The organism is Pectobacterium carotovorum, from assembly GCA_016415585.1.
In the GTDB taxonomy this organism is placed as follows: domain Bacteria; phylum Pseudomonadota; class Gammaproteobacteria; order Enterobacterales; family Enterobacteriaceae; genus Pectobacterium; species Pectobacterium carotovorum_K.
The window spans coordinates 2,643,641-2,663,888 of record CP066552.1 but is presented as its reverse complement, the minus strand read 5'-3'; the positions used below and the strand labels follow the sequence as shown (position 1 = coordinate 2,663,888).

20 protein-coding genes are annotated in these 20,248 nt (G+C 49.5%); 12 read left to right on the top strand and 8 right to left on the bottom strand.

Going from position 1 to position 20,248, the window contains the following annotated elements; all coding sequences use genetic code 11:
- Positions 1-75 precede the first annotated feature (75 nt).
- Both ispE and lolB read right to left on the bottom strand, forming a co-directional pair.
- Positions 76-948, bottom strand: coding sequence for a 4-(cytidine 5'-diphospho)-2-C-methyl-D-erythritol kinase (ispE, locus tag JFY74_11695; protein ID QQG26805.1), 873 nt, complete (start codon positions 946-948; stop codon positions 76-78).
- A 3-nt stretch (positions 949-951) separates the two neighbouring features.
- Positions 952-1,575 carry a lipoprotein localization protein LolB gene (lolB, locus tag JFY74_11690; protein ID QQG26804.1) on the bottom strand — a complete coding sequence of 208 codons (624 nt, stop codon included), beginning with the start codon at positions 1,573-1,575 and terminating at the stop codon, positions 952-954.
- 231 nt (positions 1,576-1,806) lie between these two features.
- Here lolB and hemA point away from each other — a divergent pair, with 231 nt between their 5' ends.
- The 6 genes from hemA to kdsA all read left to right on the top strand — a co-directional run bounded on the left by hemA (position 1,807) and on the right by kdsA (position 7,173).
- Positions 1,807-3,063, top strand: a complete 1,257-nt coding sequence (hemA, locus tag JFY74_11685) for a glutamyl-tRNA reductase (protein QQG26803.1) — start codon at positions 1,807-1,809, stop codon at positions 3,061-3,063.
- A 33-nt stretch (positions 3,064-3,096) separates the two neighbouring features.
- Positions 3,097-4,179 carry a peptide chain release factor 1 gene (prfA, locus tag JFY74_11680; GenBank protein QQG26802.1) on the top strand — a complete coding sequence of 361 codons (1,083 nt, stop codon included), beginning with the start codon at positions 3,097-3,099 and terminating at the stop codon, positions 4,177-4,179.
- Positions 4,179-5,024: a peptide chain release factor N(5)-glutamine methyltransferase gene (gene prmC / locus JFY74_11675; GenBank protein ID QQG26801.1), complete on the top strand. Its 846-nt coding sequence runs from the start codon at positions 4,179-4,181 to the stop codon at positions 5,022-5,024. The genes prfA and prmC overlap by 1 nt, the downstream gene beginning before the upstream one ends.
- Before the next feature lie 5 nt (positions 5,025-5,029).
- Positions 5,030-5,431: a SirB2 family protein gene (locus JFY74_11670; protein ID QQG26800.1), complete on the top strand. Its 402-nt coding sequence runs from the start codon at positions 5,030-5,032 to the stop codon at positions 5,429-5,431.
- 2 nt (positions 5,432-5,433) lie between these two features.
- The gene (locus tag JFY74_11665) at positions 5,434-6,243 is read left to right on the top strand and encodes a tetratricopeptide repeat-containing protein (GenBank protein ID QQG26799.1); all 810 of its coding nucleotides are present in this window, start codon (positions 5,434-5,436) and stop codon (positions 6,241-6,243) included.
- 75 nt (positions 6,244-6,318) lie between these two features.
- The gene (gene kdsA, locus JFY74_11660) at positions 6,319-7,173 is read left to right on the top strand and encodes a 3-deoxy-8-phosphooctulonate synthase (protein QQG26798.1); all 855 of its coding nucleotides are present in this window, start codon (positions 6,319-6,321) and stop codon (positions 7,171-7,173) included.
- Positions 7,174-7,347: 174 nt separating this feature from the next.
- Here the strand turns inward: kdsA and JFY74_11655 are convergent, their stop codons facing one another.
- Positions 7,348-8,301 (bottom strand): DUF1471 domain-containing protein, encoded by a 954-nt coding sequence (locus JFY74_11655; protein QQG26797.1) that lies wholly within the window; start codon positions 8,299-8,301, stop codon positions 7,348-7,350.
- 580 nt (positions 8,302-8,881) lie between these two features.
- Between JFY74_11655 and pntA the strand changes: the two genes are divergently transcribed.
- Together pntA and pntB are read left to right on the top strand one after the other, a co-directional pair.
- Entirely contained in the window at positions 8,882-10,411 is a 1,530-nt protein-coding gene (gene pntA / locus JFY74_11650; protein QQG26796.1) for a Re/Si-specific NAD(P)(+) transhydrogenase subunit alpha, read from the top strand.
- Positions 10,412-10,421: 10 nt separating this feature from the next.
- Complete coding sequence (pntB, locus tag JFY74_11645; GenBank protein ID QQG26795.1) at positions 10,422-11,810, top strand: Re/Si-specific NAD(P)(+) transhydrogenase subunit beta; 1,389 nt, start codon at positions 10,422-10,424, stop codon at positions 11,808-11,810.
- A 137-nt stretch (positions 11,811-11,947) separates the two neighbouring features.
- On the opposite strand, the gene uspE is transcribed toward pntB, so the two are convergent.
- From uspE to ogt, 3 genes are all read right to left on the bottom strand, one after another.
- Entirely contained in the window at positions 11,948-12,898 is a 951-nt protein-coding gene (uspE, locus tag JFY74_11640) for a universal stress protein UspE (protein QQG26794.1), read from the bottom strand.
- A 189-nt stretch (positions 12,899-13,087) separates the two neighbouring features.
- Positions 13,088-13,834, bottom strand: coding sequence for a fumarate/nitrate reduction transcriptional regulator Fnr (gene fnr / locus JFY74_11635; protein ID QQG26793.1), 747 nt, complete (start codon positions 13,832-13,834; stop codon positions 13,088-13,090).
- 282 nt (positions 13,835-14,116) lie between these two features.
- Positions 14,117-14,653, bottom strand: coding sequence for a methylated-DNA--[protein]-cysteine S-methyltransferase (gene ogt, locus JFY74_11630; GenBank protein QQG26792.1), 537 nt, complete (start codon positions 14,651-14,653; stop codon positions 14,117-14,119).
- A gap of 473 nt (positions 14,654-15,126) precedes the next feature.
- On the opposite strand from ogt, the gene JFY74_11625 reads away from it, so the two are divergent.
- The 3 genes from JFY74_11625 (at position 15,127) to JFY74_11615 (ending at position 18,324) form a co-directional block, all read left to right on the top strand.
- Positions 15,127-16,422, top strand: coding sequence for a Gfo/Idh/MocA family oxidoreductase (locus tag JFY74_11625; GenBank protein QQG26791.1), 1,296 nt, complete (start codon positions 15,127-15,129; stop codon positions 16,420-16,422).
- Positions 16,423-16,532: 110 nt separating this feature from the next.
- Positions 16,533-17,852, top strand: a complete 1,320-nt coding sequence (locus JFY74_11620; protein QQG26790.1) for a carbohydrate ABC transporter substrate-binding protein — start codon at positions 16,533-16,535, stop codon at positions 17,850-17,852.
- 295 nt (positions 17,853-18,147) lie between these two features.
- Positions 18,148-18,324, top strand: coding sequence for a YciY family protein (locus tag JFY74_11615; GenBank protein QQG26789.1), 177 nt, complete (start codon positions 18,148-18,150; stop codon positions 18,322-18,324).
- A 201-nt stretch (positions 18,325-18,525) separates the two neighbouring features.
- Here the strand turns inward: JFY74_11615 and JFY74_11610 are convergent, their stop codons facing one another.
- Positions 18,526-18,675, bottom strand: coding sequence for a hypothetical protein (locus tag JFY74_11610; GenBank protein QQG30603.1), 150 nt, complete (start codon positions 18,673-18,675; stop codon positions 18,526-18,528).
- A 261-nt stretch (positions 18,676-18,936) separates the two neighbouring features.
- Positions 18,937-19,167 (bottom strand): DNA polymerase III subunit theta, encoded by a 231-nt coding sequence (locus tag JFY74_11605; GenBank protein ID QQG26788.1) that lies wholly within the window; start codon positions 19,165-19,167, stop codon positions 18,937-18,939.
- 366 nt (positions 19,168-19,533) lie between these two features.
- On the opposite strand from JFY74_11605, the gene ftnA reads away from it, so the two are divergent.
- Positions 19,534-20,040: a non-heme ferritin gene (gene ftnA / locus JFY74_11600; protein ID QQG26787.1), complete on the top strand. Its 507-nt coding sequence runs from the start codon at positions 19,534-19,536 to the stop codon at positions 20,038-20,040.
- Positions 20,041-20,248: the final 208 nt, after the last annotated feature.

Sequence of the window (20,248 nt, the reverse complement as noted above, 5' to 3'; positions counted from 1 at the left end):
GGTACAATATGCATACGGGTGTATGAATTAAGTTTGCTACAGACTGGCCGCGTGGCAGCCGGTGTGTGGCAAAACCTAACGTTGCCCAGAAAGCGTACGTTGTAGCGGAGAGATATTAACACCTCTCGCGACGAAACCGTTTAACCATTCCGGGGCCTGGTCAAGCACCTGACGGGCTGCGAACTCGGTGTCAAACTCTGCAAACACACAAGCCCCCGTTCCAGTCAGGCGCGCCGGGGCATATTCTAGCAGCCATGAAAGTAGCTGTTCAACCTCACGAAAACGTTTTCTTGCGATAGCTTCACAATCATTGACGAAGGTCTGGTTTAATAAAGTTTCTAAATCACGAACTGGCGAATTACGCGTCAGTTCAGGATCGCCGAAAATCAACGGTGTGGCAATACTCACACCAGGGTGCGCCACCAGATACCATTTTTCTGGCGGATTTGCAGGTGTTAACTGCTCACCAATGCCTTCGGCAAAGGCAGCATGTCCACGGACAAACACGGGAACATCCGCACCCAATTGCAATCCCAGTTCGGCCAACGTATCAACGTTCAGCCCACTTTGCCACAAATGGTTAAGAGCGACTAAAACCGTAGCCGCATTAGATGAACCGCCGCCCAGCCCGCCGCCCATTGGCAGGCACTTATCGATACTGATGTCTGCGCCGAAGTAGGCTGGGCGAAGAATATGACGTTCACAGTGCTGCTGTAATAGGCGTGCGGCGCAGACAATCAGATTTTGCTCGTTCTCTACATCGTCTACAGGGGTAATCAGGTTAATCTGGTCGTCATGGCGTGGCTGAATCGTCAGGGTGTCACCGTAATCCAGAAACTGAAATAGCGTTTGCAGCAGGTGATATCCGTCCTGTCTCTGGCCGGTAATATAAAGAAACAGGTTCAGTTTGGCGGGGGAAGGCCATGTCTCGATAACCATCGGTTGCATCGCTTATTTAACCATCCAGTTGTTCATTTTCAGCTTAATACGCTGCTCGCCCTGAACCAGTTCCAGACTGCTTGGGAGCGGGGGAGTTAGCTCGGTGTTGTAGCTCTGATAGCTGACGTTCCAGTTTTGGTTGCCTTGGCGATAGGTGACGGTTTTCAGCAGATAGCGTTCGTCCAGTGTGAATTCGCTGGCGTCACCTGGGATGCCGAGTATCCATTGGCGTAGATTATTTAGCGGGATCGCCATGCCAGTCAGTTGCTGAATCATGTATTCAGCGTCTTTGCCCACATAACGCTTGCCCTGATTATCGGTAATTTGCACGCCATCAGGCTGGGCTCGCAGTTCTAATTCGGTGCTCCCAAGCGGGTTGGTCAGCAGCAATCGATAACGCTGTGGCGGTGTGTCCTGCCAGAAAAAATTGGCTGATACTCTTTTGCTATCGGAGATATAGGCAAAAGCGCCACGCGTCTGATATTGGCTGAGCTGCTGTACTTTTTGCTGATGCTGCTGCCACTCTGGCGAGGTTGGGCTTTTACCCGTTTGGGTCGGTTGGTGAACGCTACAGGCGGCTAGCAATACGCTGGCTAAAGGCAGTAAACGCAGGCATCGGACGGTTTGGGTTTGCATATCGGTCGTATCCTGTAAATGAACGAAGTTCGTGAAATACGTCACGCTAACGGGCTTACCGCTCAGCGTCAATGATGTTATTCGTTAATGGCGTTTATTGTTTTCTGTCAAAAAGCGTATACCTCAGACGAGGTGTATCGCGTGCTGTCGCTTTTCTTGCACCCCTGCATCAAGTAGAATGCGACTCAAACGAAATCCATACTAAGACCGGTATTACTCAGAAACAGCCTAATGACCCTGCTTGCGCTTGGTATTAATCACAAAACCGCACCAGTTTCTCTGCGTGAACGCGTTGTGTTTTCACCAGATAAATTAGGAGTGGCCCTCGACAGTCTGCTACAGCAACCGCTGGTGCAGGGCGGCGTTGTGCTGTCTACCTGCAATCGTACGGAACTCTATCTTAGCGTTGACGAACAAGAAAACCAGCGTGAACAGTTGATTCGCTGGCTGTGTGAGTATCATCAATTGCGACCGGAAGACGTCAATGGCAGTTTGTATTGGCATCAGGACAACGCTGCCGTTAGCCATTTGATGCGTGTGGCCAGCGGTCTGGATTCTCTGGTGTTAGGCGAACCGCAGATTTTAGGGCAGGTGAAGAAGGCATTTGCCGAATCACAGCGTGGCCATTCCCTGTCCAGCGAACTGGAGCGGCTGTTCCAGAAGTCTTTTACCGTAGCTAAACGCGTTCGTACGGAGACGGATATCGGTGCCAGTGCGGTGTCGGTGGCATTTGCCGCCTGTACGCTGGCGCGGCAGATTTTTGAATCATTGGCGGATGTTACTGTGCTGCTGGTCGGTGCCGGAGAGACCATTGAACTGGTTGCTCGTTATCTTCGTGAGCATAAGGTTCGGAAAATGATGATAGCAAACCGTACCCGTGAACGCGCACAGGCGCTGGCAATGGAAGTGGGCGCAGACGTCATTACGCTGGCGGAGTTGGACGAACAGCTCGTTCATGCTGATATCGTGATCAGTTCAACGGCAAGTACGCTGCCGATTATCGGAAAAGGGATGATGGAACGGACGCTGAAAGCGAGACGGAATCAGCCAATGCTGATGGTGGATATTGCGGTTCCGCGAGATATTGAGCCGGAAGTCGGCAAATTACCGAATGTCTATCTCTACAGCGTGGACGATCTGCATGCGATCATTCAGCATAACCTTGCGCAGCGCAAAGCGGCGGCAGTACAGGCTGAATCCATCGTGCAGCAGGAAAGCTCCGATTTCATGGCCTGGCTGCGCGCGCAGTCCGCGGTGGAAACGATTCGTGATTATCGTGCTCAGGCCGATGAATTGCGTGCGGAAATGACAGCCAAGGCGCTGGCTGCCATCCAACAAGGCAATGACGTTGAAGCGGTGATTCAGGAACTGACACACCGTTTAACCAACCGTCTGATTCACGCGCCGACCAAATCCCTTCAGCAAGCCGCTCGTGACGGCGACCAACACCGGTTACAAATTTTACGTGACAGCCTTGGGCTGGACTAGCATTCATCTCTATTACAGGATTTAACCGCCCGCATGAAGCCTTCTATTGTTGCTAAACTGGAAGCGTTACAAGAACGCCATGAAGAAGTCCAGGCGTTACTCGGTGAGCCCAGCGTCATCGCTGATATGGATCGCTTTCGCGCGCTGTCGCGAGAATATGCGCAGCTCACTGATATTACCCGCTGTTTCCAGCAATGGCAGCAGGCGCAAGAGGATCAGCAGACCGCAGAAATGATGCTGGACGATCCTGAAATGCGCGATATGGCACAGGAAGAGCTGAAAGAAAGTAAAGCGACGATTGAAGCACTGGAGCAGCAGCTTCAGGTGCTGCTGTTGCCGAAAGATCCCGACGATGAGCGCGGCTGTTTTCTGGAAGTGCGCGCCGGGACCGGCGGTGACGAAGCGGCAATCTTTGCTGGCGATCTGTTCCGTATGTATAGCCGTTATGCCGAAGCACGCCGCTGGCGTGTTGAGGTGGTGAGCGCCAGCGATGGTGAACATGGCGGCTATAAAGAAGTTATCGCCAAAATCTCTGGTGATGGTGTGTACGGTCAGCTCAAGTTTGAATCCGGTGGTCATCGCGTTCAGCGCGTTCCTGCGACTGAATCTCAAGGGCGCATTCATACCTCGGCCTGTACGGTCGCCGTGATGGCGGAAGTGCCGGAAGCGGAGATGCCGGACATCAACCCGGCTGATTTACGCATCGATACCTTCCGCTCTTCTGGCGCGGGCGGTCAGCACGTTAACACCACCGATTCCGCTATCCGTATTACCCACTTGCCAACCGGTATTGTCGTGGAGTGTCAGGACGAACGTTCACAGCACAAAAACAAAGCCAAAGCGCTGTCGGTGTTGGGGGCGCGTATTCGTGCCGCAGAAGTGCAGAAACGTCAGCAGGAAGAAGCGTCAACTCGTCGTAACCTGCTCGGCAGCGGCGATCGTTCTGACCGTATCCGTACCTACAACTTCCCACAGGGAAGGGTGACCGATCACCGCATTAACCTGACGCTTTACCGGCTGGATGAAGTCATGGAAGGGAAGCTGGACACGCTGATTCAACCAGTCGTGCAGGAATATCAGGCCGATCAGCTTGCTGCGTTGTCCGAGCAGGAATAATGACGTATCAGGATTGGTTAATCTCTGCCGCAGCGCAGCTCGCGGCGGGAGAAAGCCCGAAGCGAGATGCGGAGATTTTGCTGGGCTTTGTGACCGGAAAGGCCCGCACGTTCCTGCTGGCGTTTGGTGAAACTGAGCTGAACGCGGCTGAACAGCAGCAGTTAACTGAACTGCTGGCGCGCCGTGAACAGGGTGAACCCATCGCCTATTTGATCGGCGTGCGCGAGTTCTGGTCACTGCCGCTGGCCGTTTCACCCGCCACGCTGATTCCTCGACCTGATACCGAGTGTCTGGTCGAACAAGCCTTGTTACGCCTGCCTCAAACGCCGTGTGCCGTGCTGGACCTGGGCACTGGAACCGGAGCGATTGCGCTGGCGCTGGCGAGTGAACGGCGTGATTGCCGGGTGACTGGCGTCGATGTTCAGCCCGATGCCGTTGCGTTAGCGACAAAAAATGCGCAGCAATTGGGGCTCGACAACGCCCGTTTCTTGTCAGGAAGCTGGTATTCACCGCTTGATCACGCGCGCTTTGCGCTTATCGCCAGTAACCCACCGTATATCGATGCCGATGATGTGCATCTGTCGCAGGGCGATATTCGTTTTGAACCTGCCAGCGCGCTGATTGCCGCCGACAACGGACTGGCCGATTTACGCACCATTATTGAATCCGCTCCGCATTATTTAGAGGCCGATGGCTGGCTGCTGCTGGAACATGGCTGGCAGCAGGCTGACGCGGTGCGTCAGCTATTGCAGGCCCGAGGATTTACACAAATAGAAACCTGTCAGGATTATGGTGGCAATGACCGCGTGTCGTTAGGACGCTGGTCGAATGCCCCAATTTATTAGGAGCAATGGACGTGATAACTCTTTACCCCGCCACGATATATCTGCATCTGGCAACGGTTGGCATCAGTATTTCCCTGTTTGTGATTCGTTTTTTTTGGCTGTGCCGACAATCCGCTATGCTGCAACAGCGCTGGGTGAAAATCCTGCCGCATATTAACGACACCTTGTTATTAATCAGCGGTATTGGTTTAATCACGCTTAGCCATACGTATCCGTTTACTCCCGAGCAAAGCTGGCTGACGGAAAAACTGTTTGGCGTTATCATTTATATCCTTCTTGGCGCTATCGCCTTGGGGAAACGCCCCCGTAGCCAGAACGTTCGCTGGCTGGCGTTTGTATCTGCTTTAATATGCTTTGGTGTGGTCGTGCTGTTGGCACTGACGCAGTCACCGTTGCTGATGGAATAATTATGAGTGCTATTGCTGATTTTGAATTCAACCAGTCACTGCTAAGTGATGGTGTCGTGTTGGTTTCACAGGCGATTCGCCGCGACTTTCCCGCTCAGGATGTGCGGCAAAATCTGCAACAGCTGGTTGAGAGCGCCCGAGCCGCTATTCCTGACGGTCTTGAGCAAGATCTTCAGCTTGAAAAACTGATTGAGCTGTTTTATCACACCTGGGGATTCGGTGGTGCGGGCGGCGTTTATCGCCTATCTGATGCGCTGTGGCTGGATCAGGTGCTTGAATCTCGTCAGGGCCTGCCCGTGTCGCTGGGTATCATCTTTCTGCATATCGCCAATGAACTCGGTCTGCCGCTGATGCCGGTGATTTTCCCGACGCAGTTGATTCTGCGCGCTGACTGGCTTGATGAAGAGATGTGGCTGATCAATCCGCTCAATGGCGATACGCTGAGCGAGCATGTGCTGGAAGTGTGGCTTAAAGGTAATATTGGCCCGTCAACTCGCCTGCTGGATGAAGATCTGGATGAAGCCGAGAATGTCCTGATCGTGCGTAAGATGCTCGACACGCTGAAAGTCGCCCTGATGGAAGAAAAACAGATGGAGCTGGCGCTGAGAGCCAGCGAAGCGGTGCTGCAGTTTGACCCGGATGATCCCTATGAAATCCGCGATCGCGGCCTGATTTATGCTCAACTGGATTGCGACCATATTGCGCTGTCCGATCTCAACTATTTCGTTGAACAGTGCCCGGAAGATCCGGTGAGTGAAATGATAAAAGTGCAGATTCACTCGATAGAGCAGAAACAGATTGTCTTGCATTAAAAAAACAGTCTTACATTGAGAAACCGTTTTGCAGTAATGCTACGTTAATTTATTTCCCGACATGAAGGTAAAAGTATGACGAATAAAGTGGTCAAGATAGGGGATATCCCAGTCGCCAACGATCTGCCTTTTGTGCTGTTTGGCGGCATGAATGTTCTTGAATCACGCGATCTGGCGATGCGCATTTGTGAGCATTACGTCACGGTCACGCAGAAGTTGGGCATTCCTTACGTGTTCAAGGCGTCATTCGATAAGGCTAACCGCTCCTCGATTCACTCTTACCGCGGTCCCGGTCTGGAAGAAGGGATGAAAATCTTCCAGGAACTGAAACAGACTTTTGGCGTAAAGATTATCACTGACGTGCATGAATCGCATCAGGCCCAGCCCGTTGCCGATGTGGTTGATGTGATCCAGCTTCCTGCGTTTTTGGCACGCCAAACCGATCTGGTGGAAGCGATGGCGAAAACCGGTGCGGTAATCAACGTGAAAAAACCGCAGTTCGTCAGCCCGGGGCAAATGGGTAACATCGTCGATAAATTTATCGAAGGTGGCAACGATCAGGTGATTTTGTGCGATCGCGGTAGCAACTTCGGTTACGACAATCTGGTTGTCGATATGCTGGGTTTCAATGTCATGAAGCACGTTTCCAACGGTGCGCCAGTGATTTTTGACGTGACACATGCGCTGCAGTGCCGCGACCCGTTTGGTGCGGCGTCTGGTGGCCGTCGTGGACAGGTCACTGAACTGGCGCGTGCCGGTATGGCCGTCGGTCTGGCGGGGCTATTCATTGAAGCTCACCCGGATCCTGCGAATGCGAAGTGTGATGGCCCGTCTGCGCTGCCGCTGGATAAGCTAGAGCCGTTCCTGCAACAGATCAAAGCGATTGACGATCTGGTGAAAAACTTCCCAGAACTGGATACTAGCAAGTAATCTTACTCACAGTAGATTACTTGCTGACGTAAAAAACGTAGGGAACGTTTTTCAACGTCGCTTGCGACGACCAGCAGAGTGGTGGGCAGGAAGCTCGTCATAAAAAAACCCGCGATATCGCGGGTTTTTGTGTTTATAACGTTCGGCGTTTTCTACGACACAGCATGATGACTGTTATTTATAAAGATCGGCGCTGATCGTGAGGTTGTTGCCTTTACCTTCCCACTGTCTGGTGATGTGGTAGTACTTGGCACCTTTCTCGCCCGCGCGTTTAGCAACGGCTTCGGACACCTGTGTCATGTTGGTGTAGTTGCCGCGGAATTTAACCGAATCGAAAGGCACCATCTGCGCTGCCGTGGCGTTGTTCAGTTCCTGAATTTGGGTGCCATCAGATAACGTTACCGTGTAACGTCCACCTTTTGACGATTGTGTTTCGAAGAAATTACCTACGTTGCGGCTAGGGCTGCCAGAGTTGGCGACACCTGGGATTTCCACTTTAGCAGCTTCTGCACCACCTGCAGCCAACGCGGCGCGGCCTGCATCAGAATCCGCTGGAATCACGTCCGTGCTCTGGGTCTGGCGCTTCGGCGCATCGGCTTTATAAATGTATGCAGTGACTTTCTGGTTGGCACTATTCGAGTTCACATCGACCTGACGGACGATGTAGAACGAATCGGCATTTTTCTCTTTTGCTGCTTTCGCAATGGCGTCATTTACGTCCGGCTGGCTACGGAAAAATCCACCAACGGTTACCGTGTCATACGGTTCCAGCCCGTAAGCCACATCTTTCGGCAGCTCTTTCACGCCGTAGAATGTGCGGAATTGGGTGTCTTGATTCGCTTTTGGTGCATCTTTGCGATACAGGTCGACCGTGACATTCCAGTTGCCGCTCGAATTAGCATCATCCATCGCTTGTACATAAAACGACTCTGCACCCAGCTTGTCGGCGCGTTTTGAGGCGGCGGCTACCGCTTCATTGATCGCGTTAAAACGTCCTTTAAACGTAATTCGTTCAAAGGGTTGCAGGGATTCTGCTTGCTCAGGCGTAAGTTCCTGTGCAGCCTGCGCTGAAAATGCCGAGAGTGATAACAACAATGTGGATGCAATAACAGTAGTCTTCAGCTTCATAAAAAATCCTTTCGCCTTCCTGCCACTCGAATTATTTAAGGTATAGCAATCAACCTGTAACGGAATAGGGCTGATTATCGCACGGAATAAATTCTTGTGCTTTAGCATTTTCAGCGGGCTAAAAAGCCGTGATGCTTCGGCTTGGAACAAGAAAAGTGCTAATAATAACGGTTAATGATTGTTTTGACATCATAAGGGATATTTATACAAATTATCGCATTAACAACCTTGTAACACGTTGTTTTTGTGAAACAGCCCAGAAAAATACTTCTGTAATAATGCTACAAAAGGCAGAGAAGAGCATGATTTTCGACCAAGAAAGGCTGACAGAACCTGTGATAACTCGGCTTTTCTGTGAAATTCATTTTATTTATGGATCATCGATCACATTTTCAGTACGTTATAAATGAGTTCGCCTACAGTGAGACGCCTCAAAAAACGTGTGGTAAGAAGATGATAAGACCTTCTTCCTACCGCGTGAATGTGGGGATACAGGGTGCCGTAGGTCTCGGCGAATTCGTATAACAGAATAGGGTGAGAATAATAACCTTCGTTAAAAATAAGCGAAAAGGGTATCAGCATGCGTATTGGTGTACCAAGAGAGCGGTTGGCCAATGAAGCCCGTGTAGCAGCGACGCCGAAAACGGTTGAACAGCTGCTGAAACTGGGTTTTACGGTCTCGATAGAACGTGAAGCGGGAAAACTGGCAAGTTTTGATGATGCGGCATACGAAGAAGCCGGTGCGTCGATTGTTGACAGTTCGGAAGTCTGGCAAGCCGATATCGTCCTGAAGGTGAATGCGCCGCAGGATGATGAAATCGAACTGACCCGAGCGGGCAGTACGGTTGTCAGCTTTATCTGGCCAGCGCAGAACCCAGAACTGCTGGCGAAGCTGGCTGCCCGTCAGGTGACGGTGATGGCGATGGATTCCGTGCCGCGTATTTCGCGCGCGCAGTCACTGGATGCGCTCAGCTCGATGGCTAACATCGCGGGCTATCGTGCCATCGTTGAAGCCGCCCACGAGTTTGGCCGCTTCTTTACCGGACAAATTACCGCTGCAGGTAAGGTTCCGCCTGCCAAGGTTATGATTATCGGTGCAGGCGTGGCAGGTTTGGCCGCGATCGGTGCCGCAGGTAGTTTAGGCGCTATCGTTCGTGCTTTTGATACCCGCCCTGAAGTAAAAGAGCAGGTTAAAAGCATGGGGGCTGAGTTCCTCGAACTCGACTTTGAAGAAGAAGCGGGCAGCGGCGATGGCTATGCCAAAGTCATGTCTGAAGCCTTTATCAAAGCCGAAATGGAACTGTTTGCCGCTCAGGCGAAAGAAGTTGACATTATCGTCACTACCGCACTGATCCCTGGAAAACCGGCACCGCGCCTGATCACCAAAGAAATGGTGCTGAGCATGAAGCCCGGTAGCGTGATTGTCGATTTAGCAGCACAAACGGGCGGGAACTGCGAATTGACCGTAGCCGATCGCGTTACCGTGACGGAGAACGGCGTCAAAATTATCGGTTACACCGATTTACCTAGCCGTCTGCCGACGCAATCCTCACAGCTTTACGGCACGAACCTGGTTAACCTGCTGAAATTACTCTGCAAAGAGAAAGATGGCGAGATCAACGTCGATTTTGACGATACCGTGATTCGCGGCGTGACCGTCATTAAAGAAGGTGAAATCACCTGGCCAGCACCGCCGATTCAGGTTTCAGCACAGCCACAGCAGGCGAAACCTGCCGCTGCGGTAGTGAAGGAAGAAGCCAAGCCGACGTCGCCGTGGAAGAAATATGCGTTCCTCGTGATCGCCATCCTGCTGTTTGGCTGGCTTGCTGACGTCGCACCTAAAGAGTTCTTGTCTCACTTTACCGTTTTTGCGCTGTCCTGCGTGGTGGGTTATTACGTTGTCTGGAATGTCAGCCACGCATTGCACACGCCATTGATGTCAGTCACTAACGCAATATCAGGCATTATCGTTGTCGGAGCATTGTTGCAGATCGGCCACGGCGGATGGGTGTCATTCTTCTCATTCATTGCCGTATTGATCGCCAGCATCAATATTTTCGGTGGTTTCACCGTGACTCAGCGCATGCTGAAAATGTTCCGTAAAAACTAAGGGGTAACACATGTCTGGTGGATTAGTAACTGCTGCATACATTGTTGCCGCAATTCTCTTTATTTTCAGTTTGGCTGGATTGTCCAAGCACGAAACGTCGCAACAAGGGAACATCTTTGGTATCAGCGGTATGGCGCTTGCGCTGATCGCGACGATACTGGGGCCTGATTCTGGCAACGTGGGTTGGATCATCGTCGCGATGGCGATCGGTGGATCAATCGGTATTTATCTGGCGCGTAAGGTTGAAATGACCGAAATGCCGGAACTGGTTGCGATTCTTCACAGCTTTGTGGGCTTGGCTGCGGTGCTGGTTGGCTTTAACAGTTTCCTCGATCACGGTGAAATTACCGATCCGGTGATGGTCAATATCCATTTGACGGAAGTCTTCCTGGGTATCTTCATCGGTGCCGTGACCTTCACGGGCTCGGTGATCGCGTTCGGTAAACTGCGTGGCAATATCTCCTCCAAGCCATTGATGCTGCCTCATCGCCATAAAATGAATCTGGCGGCGCTGGTTGTGTCTTTCCTGCTGTTGCTGGTTTTCGTCAATACGGGCAGCGTAGCGTTGCAGGTACTGGCGCTGATTCTGATGACGGCGATTGCACTAGTATTTGGCTGGCATCTGGTTGCATCGATTGGCGGGGCGGACATGCCAGTCGTCGTTTCTATGCTGAACTCCTACTCCGGTTGGGCGGCAGCGGCAGCGGGCTTCATGCTGAGCAATGACCTGCTGATCGTGACCGGTGCTCTGGTGGGTTCTTCTGGTGCGATTCTTTCTTACATCATGTGTAAAGCGATGAACCGTTCCTTTATCAGCGTGATTGCCGGTGGTTTTGGTACGGATGGCGTGTCCTCTGGTGAGAGTGAAGAAGTCGGTGAATACCGTGAGGCTTCAGCGGAAGACGTGGCTGATTTACTCAAGAACTCAACTTCAGTTATCATCACGCCGGGATACGGTATGGCCGTCGCGCAGGCGCAGTACCCCGTGCATGACATCACCGCAAAACTGCGTGCGCGTGGCATCAACGTTCGCTTTGGTATTCACCCGGTTGCAGGGCGTCTGCCTGGTCATATGAACGTGCTGTTGGCTGAAGCAAAAGTCCCTTACGACATCGTGTTGGAAATGGATGAAATTAATGATGATTTCACCGATACCGACACTGTGCTGGTCATTGGTGCGAATGACACCGTTAACCCAGCAGCGCAAGAAGATCCACACAGCCCAATTGCTGGCATGCCAGTGCTGGAAGTGTGGAAAGCGCAGAATGTTATCGTGTTCAAGCGTTCTATGAATACCGGTTATGCTGGCGTACAGAACCCGCTGTTCTTTAAAGAGAACACGCAGATGTTGTTTGGCGATGCCAAAGACAGCGTTGAGGCGATTCTGAAAGCGCTGTAAGCGTGATAGGAAGTAGAAAACGAAAGGGGCGAAATCGCCCCTTTTTTACATCTCGGGTATAGCTTCATGACATCGCCAAAAATAATGCCAGCACGGAGGCTGGCATTATTTGATGTTGAGCGAGATGAAACGAGCAATTAGCTGTTATCACCGTCTTCTAACGTAATCGGTGACACGAAATCATCGGGTTTGATCGCAAGTAAATCGCACTTCAAGTGATCGATCACATGCTCGACGGTATTGCCGATAAAGGCAGCGGAAAGGCCGGTTCTACCCAGCGAGCCTAATACCACGACGCCCGCCTGCAGATGCTCCGCCAGATCGGGAATCACTTCTTCCGGCAACCCTTTTTCTACGTGCGTTACGCGTTCATCCAGGCCGAATTTCTGCCGTAGCGATTTCATCGCGATAAGATGCTGGCCTCGAATCGCATCGTTGTAGACGCTGGGATCGAAATCAGGCAGTTCAATGGCAATATTGATGGGGGTAACCGGGTAGGCTCCGACCAGATGAACCTCGGTCTGATCAACCTGCTGCGCCAGCTCCAGCGTTTCCGATACCAGTTTGATATTGAGTGGATCGTGATAAGGGTCTTCGCTGGCCAGATTGACGGCAACCAGCGCACGACCTTCGACTGGCCAGGGCTGATCTTTCACCATCCACACGGGGCAGGGGCATTTGCGCAGTAGCTGCCAGTCGGTTGGCGTAAAGATAACCGCTTCCAGCCGATCGTGCTGATGTGCCATTTTCAACAACAGGTCATGTTGTCCGGAAATGACTTCCCGAATAATGGCTTCAAAGGGCTTATTGTGCCAGACCACTTTGATTTCTATCGAAACGCCAGCGTCAAGGTAGTATTTGCACTGTTCCGCAATCCACTCAGTCCGTTGCTGAATAACGCCCTGACGCATTTCCACCCGTTCATCGGGAGAAAGCAGGGTTGTCATTTCATAAGAGAAATCATAAATCGGCAGAAATGCCTTGATACGGCCGCCAAGCCGCTGAACCAGGTAAACTGCCCGGCGCAGTGCTGGTTGGTCATCCTGATTTGGGTCAATAGCTACCAGTAAGTTCTGATACTTTGCCATAGCTCCTCCAAACAGCTGTTACTCTACAGCCTGTAAATCAAGAGTACCGCAATGGAATCGTTTTGAACAACAGAGATAAGCAGCAGAATGACAAAATAGGAAATATCACGAATGACGCGGAAAGGAAGGAGAATACTGACGTTGCCACAGCAGAAAAAGTGGCAACATCAAATAGTTAGGCGGGAAAGATTATTTACGCGATGAGCCGGCTAATTCGGAAAGCGCATCAATATTCTCGATCGTGATGTATTTCCCTTTTACTGCCAGCGTACCGCTTTTCTGGAAACGCCCTAGCAAGCGGCTGATGGTTTCAACGGTTAGTCCCAGATAGTTACCGATATCACCGCGCGTCATGGTCAGACGGAATTCACGCGGCGAGAAACCGCGCTGAGCAAAACGGCGGGAGAGGTTGTAGATAAACGCCGCCAGGCGCTCTTCAGCGTTCTTCTTCGACAGCAGCAGAATCATGTCCTGATCTCCACGGATTTCACCGCTCATCAGGCGCATCATCTGCTGACGCAGGTTAGGCATTTTCCCGGAGAGATCGTCCAGCGTCTCGAAAGGAATTTCGCATACCATTGACGTTTCCAGCGCCTGCGCAAAGCTCGGATGTTGGGCAGTACCGATCGCATCAAAGCCCACTAAGTCACCCGCCAGATGAAAACCAGTGATCTGCTCGTCGCCTTGCTCCGTAATGGTATAGCTTTTTATCGTACCGGAACGGATGGCGTACAGCGATCTCAATTCATCGCCTGCTTTAAACAGTGCTTGCCCCTTCTGGATAGGCTTCTTCCTTTCGATGATGTTGTCGAGCTGATCGAGCTCGTGTTCATTCAGGGTGAAAGGGATGCATAGCTGACTGATACTGCAATCCTGACAGTGGATTGCACAACCGCCAGACTGGATGCGTCGGATAATTCGCTTTTCCGGGATCATAGGCTTTGCTCAGGCAATAATTGATATTGGTCAATTTTAACAGCTTTTATCGGCCATGATAAGACCGGCAATCACGGGAATAGGCCAATAAATAGTGAACTAACTATAATTTTTCGATTTTGCTGGAAAATATTCCGATATATAAGACCCGCGAGGAGATAATATTTTCGTTCATTACGTTACCGAACGGTTAACACATTGATTAATCCGAATCACTTACTGTGATAAGCAATTCGGAGGGCAATTTCGTGTGTCGCGAAGCGCAAAAATTATAACGGTAAACTATTCTGTTGAAGTAAAGAGCTGTTGAGGTAAATATCCTTCGTGAGCCAGCAGCCATTGCTTACGATGAATACCACCCGCATAGCCCGTCAGTGCGCCACCAGTACCGATGACACGATGGCACGGGACCACGATGCTAACAGGGTTTGAGCCGTTTGCCATGCCGACCGCACGCGCTGCGCCAGGGCGTCCCAGCAGCGTCGCAAGTTCGCCGTACGTGGTAATTTCTCCACAGGGAATTTTTCGTAATTCCTGCCAAACCTGTTGTTGAAATTCGGTTCCTACAGAAGCGACGGGCAGCGTATCAATAATCGCTAATTCACCCTCAAAATAGCGTTGCAGACGGTCTGTCAGGCCACCGGGATTATGGCGCGGCTGTAACGAAAAGGGATCATTTCGATAACTGCGATTGAGTGAGCGAAATAAATCGTCTTCATACTCGCGCCACTCGACGGCACGCAAATGATTATTTTCATCCGCAATAATCAATAACTCCCCGAGCGGAGTTGCCATAGTGTCCTGAAAAAAAGTCTGCATAGTGATTCCTTACGCGCTTATCGCTTTCTTGCTTCTCTCATGAGTGACATGTTGATTATCCGACATCATCGGGCGGATTGAAAATAAAATGCGAGAGATGTCACGTGGTGATGTGGAAAAAGAGAAAGCCATTGCGATCGTAGCCCTGTGCCTCCGGTGTATTTTCATGTCTGGCAAGGTTGATGAGCTTTGAATGCGTCGGCAACGCCATTCCAGAAGAACCACCATTGGTGGATGAGTACTTAAGAAAGTCGATGCAGATTTGACGTGAGGGGGATAAGCTGCGTCTAATATTATTAAAAAAATCAAACAGTAATATAGTAATTACTCAATTTTTATTTATGAGAGATGGAGCATGTCAATCTTCATTCTACTGCCAGATCACATCATTATATGGCAATAATGTGAAGGTGAGCGGTGCTGGTATGCTCTATTTTTTATGTGCTCTATGTTATTTGGAGGAAATGCACAGAATGAAAAAGAAATATGCCGTAGTGGGAACAGGGGGGCGTGCAGGCCTTTATCTGGAATCTATTGCCCGGGATTATCAGGATCAGGGACAGTTTGTTGCTTTTTGCGATACAAACCAGACGCGAATGAATTACGCCAACCAGATTGTCCATAAATTTGGACATGACAATGTCGTGATGTATCACGCCGATCGGTTTGAGCAGATGATCGCGGAAACCAAGCCCGACATTGTTATTGTTACGTCTATAGACCGGACGCATCATCACTATATTATCCGGGCAATGGAATTAGGGTGCGATGTCATCAGTGAAAAGCCGATGACGATCGATGAAAAGAAATGTCAGGCGATTATTGATGCGATTAACCGTACCGGACGTAAATTACGCGTGACCTTTAATTACCGCTACGCACCACATCACAGTAAAGTCCGTGAATTAATTGCCGCAGGGCTGATTGGTGAAGTTTATTCTGTTCATTTCGAGTGGCTGTTGAATACCGAGCACGGGGCGGATTATTTCCGTCGCTGGCACCGTGATAAACGCAATAGCGGTGGACTATTGGTGCATAAATCCACTCACCATTTTGATCTGGTAAATTTTTGGTTGAATAGTGAACCAGAAACGGTTTACGCACAAGGCGATTTGCGTTTTTATGGGAAAGCCAATGCTGAAGCGCGCGGCGTCACAGAGTTTTATTCACGTTCACACAATAGTCCTGCGGCAGAGAACGACCCGTTTGCGCTGCATATGAATCAAAGCGAACAGCTGACGGCATTATATTTAAATGCCGAACATGAAGATGGTTATTACCGTGATAAAAGCGTGTTCGATGATGGCATTAATATCGAAGATGTATTGGCTGTTGTGGTGCGTTATAAGAGTAAAGCCATCATGACCTATTCATTAAATGCCTATTTGCCCTGGGAAGGGTTGAATGTGGTATTTAATGGCAGCAAAGGCCGATTGGAAATGAAACTGGTAGAAAAATCTTATGTAAACGGAGGCGGACAAAAAGAGGATGAAGGTGCGCTGAATGAATGTGAAATAAAGATCTATCCGATGTTCGACGAGCCTTATGTCGTACCGGTTGAATTTAAAGCGGGCGGACACGGCGGCGGCGATCAGGTCATGTTAAACGATCTGTTTGGTACACCGGAACCCGATCCATTACATCGCGCAGCAGATTATCGTGATGGGGCAATGTCTATTTTAACTGGCATCGCTGCCAATCGATCATTACGCACCGAACTGCCAGTGAAAATAAGCGAACTGGCCGTCAACCTGAAAAGAGGGAATTAATCAAAATACCTGCCATTTCAGGCAGCAAATGCTTCCGCATCCGTAGTACCTGTTTGCCCCTAAAAGGGCAGCAGGTGGAAACCTCCGAATACTATTATAAGGGTTCTATTATGGCGAAAACACGGAACAAATTATCTCACCTACTCCTGCTCTGTGCTGCGCTTCCCGTGGGCGCGGCATTCTCTCACTCTGCTGATGCTGCCGAGATCCGTATCTCTTGGTGGGGTGGCAATCAGCGGCATGAGGCAACACTCGCTGCTATTAACGCGTTCCAAAAAGCCAACCCGACGATTACCGTCAAAGCCGAATATGCTGGCTGGGACGGCTACCTTTCCCGCCTGTCAACACAGATGGCCGGGGGGCAAGAACCTGATGTCATTCGCATTGATTGGAACTGGCTGCCGCAATTTTCCCGCAATGGTGACGGTTTTTATGATTTAAACAAACAAAAAGACATTCTGGAACTGGGAGATTTCCCACCGAACTACCTGAAAACGTCTGATGTAAAAGGGAAGCTGCAAGGCCTGCCGATTTCGATGACGTCTCGCAGCATGATTTACAATAAAACCACCTGGGACAAGGCAGGTGTTGCCTACCCGAAAACTTGGGATGAGCTATTTGCCGCAGGCCCGGTGTTTAAACAAAAACTGGGTGATAACTATTACCCGCTCGGCGTTGCTCAGGGGGCAAGTGATGTGCTGGATATTCTCACACTTGGCCGTAGCTATATGGCACAAAAATACGACATCGATCTGATTGATGAAAAGAAACAGAGTATTGCCTATAGCCGCGATCAGGTACGAGAACTCTTCGGCTTTTACAAAAAATTGGTTGATTTCCATGTGATACCCGATCAGCGTTATTTCTCCTCGTTCGGGCGTACCAACGTCTATGAGATTCGCCCCTGGATTAACGGCGAATTAGCTGGCATGTATTTATGGGATTCTGCCATCTATACCTACTCCAGTAATATGCCAAAGGATGCTGTGTTGGAAACGGGGCCGTTCCTCACCATGCCAGACGCTAAAGATTCTGGGTTGACCACCAAACCGTCTTCGCTGTTCGCCATCAGCAAGAACAGTAAGCATCCTAAGGAAGCGGCGATGCTGATGAGTTTTATGCTGAGCAACCCGGAAGGCGTTAAAGCCGTAGGATTGCAAAACGGGATGCCAGCCAACCCGAAAGCGCAGAAATTGCTGGAGGGTATCGGTGTGATCAATCCCGGTAACCTGTTAGCGAACGCGTATCGGGCAGCAGCGGAACAGCCCGCATCGAAAGTGCCTGTTTCACCGTTTATGGAAAATCAGGAGTTAGTACAGTTGTGGACAACAAGTCTGCAAAAGCTGGACTACGGCAATGGCGAAGTGAATAAAGTTGCTGATGATTTTCTGAGTGGTGCCAATCGTATATTAAAACGTGCTATCCGCTAACCACCGTTGTGAATGTGCGATGCCGTATGGCATCGCACGCTCTTACTCGCTTTCAGCAGCACCAGTTCCTGAGTGAACCAATACACCTGTCGGCGGTATGCCTGCCAGTTTTTTTATGACAAGGTAGCCATTTCTTCATGCTAGGAGCGCAGAATCAGATGGTCCAACGCTGTTCGATATAAGCCACGATATCACGGGTATGATGGAACAAAAACGGATAGGGCGACTCACTGATTGTCATCACGTATTAGGGGGGTATAATGCGTAGTGCGAGTGTATTAACAAGAGTTGCATAATGAAACGCAGTCGGAATGAAGTGGGGCGCTGGCGGATGTTACGTCAGGTTCAACGTCGAAGAAGTCGCTGGTTGGAGGCTCAATCACGTACGTATCGCCATATTCGCTCTGCCCGTTATTTGCAGCAAAAGCATAAGCGTCGGGCATTACTCTATGCGGTAACCTACGACTGGTAAGCCAGTGAGAAAATTAGCGACCTAAGGTATGGTCGCTAATTTTCAATCCTGTATATTTCATCTGCCTTTGTTGCTGGAGTGAATATCCCAAAAACAGGCAATTATACAATTTAAATTACAGCCAATTGGGTAAAACCACTTTCGATTTACTTGATTGGAATTGTACATTACTTCGGTTACCAAAGATTAGGTTATCAGTACCTAGTTAATATCCGCCTGAATTTTCTTCGCTCTTTTGTCGGCCCGCTTTTCGGCGACCGTCTTCAGAGGCTTCTTCTTACTGTTTTTTTTGCTATCCAGTCCTTTACTCATATCTTGCCTCGTTTGATAAATAAAAGGGTAGGTTGCCATTTCATTAACCTCCTGTGCGGGCAGATATGCAAGCAGAAAATTGTTTTTGCTGTGTAAGAATGTAAACCGTGGAAAGAGATGTTTTCCAAGGTTTATCCGTCATACGTCAAGCTGCATACGTGTTTGCTACGATACTCGGCACACTTACGTGTGCCTCGCCTCATCGGGCCAACGCTTTACGTTATTCAAACATTAACATTTGTCCTGAAACTCGAATTATTTAGGGTATAAATAATCTTAGCGTGAAGCGAGGAGAAGTCGCTATTTAGACTTAGGTTCGTAGGGTAAACGTGAGAACTGTAGTGAACGCTGGCGATAAAACATCACGCGTTCGCGAAAGTAGTTGTGCAGATGCTTAGGCTGTTCTCTCTCAATAGCCTCTGGAATGACTGGCATATTGTAACGTTCTTTGAAGGCAACGCCTGATGCCGCCAGATCGACGTTAACTTTATCCATATCCTCTTTGGACAACTCTGCCAGATTGTATCCCATACCACTTTCCCCTGCTGATTGATCACAGACTGATGTGTGCTACGGTAAGGTAGCGACAGGGAAATGGCAAGTGTTCACCTTATCATGTGGATGTTTATTATTCTCATTACGAAATGGGAATCATTTTTAATACAGATATGGCATAACGGATATAGATCGCGGCTGTTATTTTTTGATAATAAAAATGATTCGCAATAATATATTAAAATCCATTCTTAATTGATAATAAATATCAATAACAGATGTTTAAATTTTTGTTGACTATTTAACTTCTGTCTTGTTAATTTTAATAAAGTGTTTTTTATTTTATTTTTTCAGGCATAATGCCCAGAATAATTTCACCTGCTGGGAAAATAGGGCGTGACTATGTTAAAAAAAGAAATGATTCAGAAGCTGAATGAGCAACTTAATCTGGAGTTTTATTCTGCGAATTTATATCTGCAGATGAGTGCATGGTGTGGTGACAAAGGTTTTGAAGGCGCATCCAGCTTCTTGAAGACGCATTCTCAGGAAGAAATGCAGCACATGCAGCGCCTGTTTGACTATTTGGATGATACGGGAAGTCTGCCTGTATTAGGCGCGATTGCCGCACCGCCGGTTGATTTCGATTCACTGGCTGATGTCTTCAAATTGACCTATGAACACGAACAACTGATTACAGCAAAAATTAATGAACTGGCACATGCAGCGATGGCGCTGCAGGATTACTCCACATTTAATTTCCTGCAATGGTATGTTGCTGAGCAGCATGAAGAAGAGAAACTGTTCCGCTCTATTCTGGACAAACTTGCGTTGGTTAATGCCAGCGAAGGCGGCCTGTTCTTCATTGATCAGGATCTGAAAAAAATGTCTGCGGCAGCTCCGTCAGCCTGATGACGGCAATCGACGCTTCTGTCGGCCAATGTACATTTGAATGATGCGGGATAATGTTCTCTTTATTCCGCCATTTGTCCCCCTCGAACGGCCTTTCTACCTATACAGCCCTGTCGATTTTATTCCTGGCTTCATGCTCGACTTCATCTTCCTCTGTCGCTATGATCGCGTTAGTAGTGATATGCAACGTTATGTTTTATAAATTTTG

Bases quoted from the DNA above. Each gene is read 5' to 3' on its own strand.
- ispE (QQG26805.1), bottom strand. From the start codon at position 948: ATGCAACCGATGGTTATCGAGACATGGCCTTCCCCCGCCAAACTGAAC.
- lolB (QQG26804.1), bottom strand. From the start codon at position 1,575: ATGCAAACCCAAACCGTCCGATGCCTGCGTTTACTGCCTTTAGCCAGC.
- hemA (QQG26803.1), top strand. From the start codon at position 1,807: ATGACCCTGCTTGCGCTTGGTATTAATCACAAAACCGCACCAGTTTCT.
- prfA (QQG26802.1), top strand. From the start codon at position 3,097: ATGAAGCCTTCTATTGTTGCTAAACTGGAAGCGTTACAAGAACGCCAT.
- prmC (QQG26801.1), top strand. From the start codon at position 4,179: ATGACGTATCAGGATTGGTTAATCTCTGCCGCAGCGCAGCTCGCGGCG.
- JFY74_11670 (QQG26800.1), top strand. From the start codon at position 5,030: ATGGACGTGATAACTCTTTACCCCGCCACGATATATCTGCATCTGGCA.
- JFY74_11665 (QQG26799.1), top strand. From the start codon at position 5,434: ATGAGTGCTATTGCTGATTTTGAATTCAACCAGTCACTGCTAAGTGAT.
- kdsA (QQG26798.1), top strand. From the start codon at position 6,319: ATGACGAATAAAGTGGTCAAGATAGGGGATATCCCAGTCGCCAACGAT.
- JFY74_11655 (QQG26797.1), bottom strand. From the start codon at position 8,301: ATGAAGCTGAAGACTACTGTTATTGCATCCACATTGTTGTTATCACTC.
- pntA (QQG26796.1), top strand. From the start codon at position 8,882: ATGCGTATTGGTGTACCAAGAGAGCGGTTGGCCAATGAAGCCCGTGTA.
- pntB (QQG26795.1), top strand. From the start codon at position 10,422: ATGTCTGGTGGATTAGTAACTGCTGCATACATTGTTGCCGCAATTCTC.
- uspE (QQG26794.1), bottom strand. From the start codon at position 12,898: ATGGCAAAGTATCAGAACTTACTGGTAGCTATTGACCCAAATCAGGAT.
- fnr (QQG26793.1), bottom strand. From the start codon at position 13,834: ATGATCCCGGAAAAGCGAATTATCCGACGCATCCAGTCTGGCGGTTGT.
- ogt (QQG26792.1), bottom strand. From the start codon at position 14,653: ATGCAGACTTTTTTTCAGGACACTATGGCAACTCCGCTCGGGGAGTTA.
- JFY74_11625 (QQG26791.1), top strand. From the start codon at position 15,127: ATGAAAAAGAAATATGCCGTAGTGGGAACAGGGGGGCGTGCAGGCCTT.
- JFY74_11620 (QQG26790.1), top strand. From the start codon at position 16,533: ATGGCGAAAACACGGAACAAATTATCTCACCTACTCCTGCTCTGTGCT.
- JFY74_11615 (QQG26789.1), top strand. From the start codon at position 18,148: ATGAAACGCAGTCGGAATGAAGTGGGGCGCTGGCGGATGTTACGTCAG.
- JFY74_11610 (QQG30603.1), bottom strand. From the start codon at position 18,675: ATGGCAACCTACCCTTTTATTTATCAAACGAGGCAAGATATGAGTAAA.
- JFY74_11605 (QQG26788.1), bottom strand. From the start codon at position 19,167: ATGGGATACAATCTGGCAGAGTTGTCCAAAGAGGATATGGATAAAGTT.
- ftnA (QQG26787.1), top strand. From the start codon at position 19,534: ATGTTAAAAAAAGAAATGATTCAGAAGCTGAATGAGCAACTTAATCTG.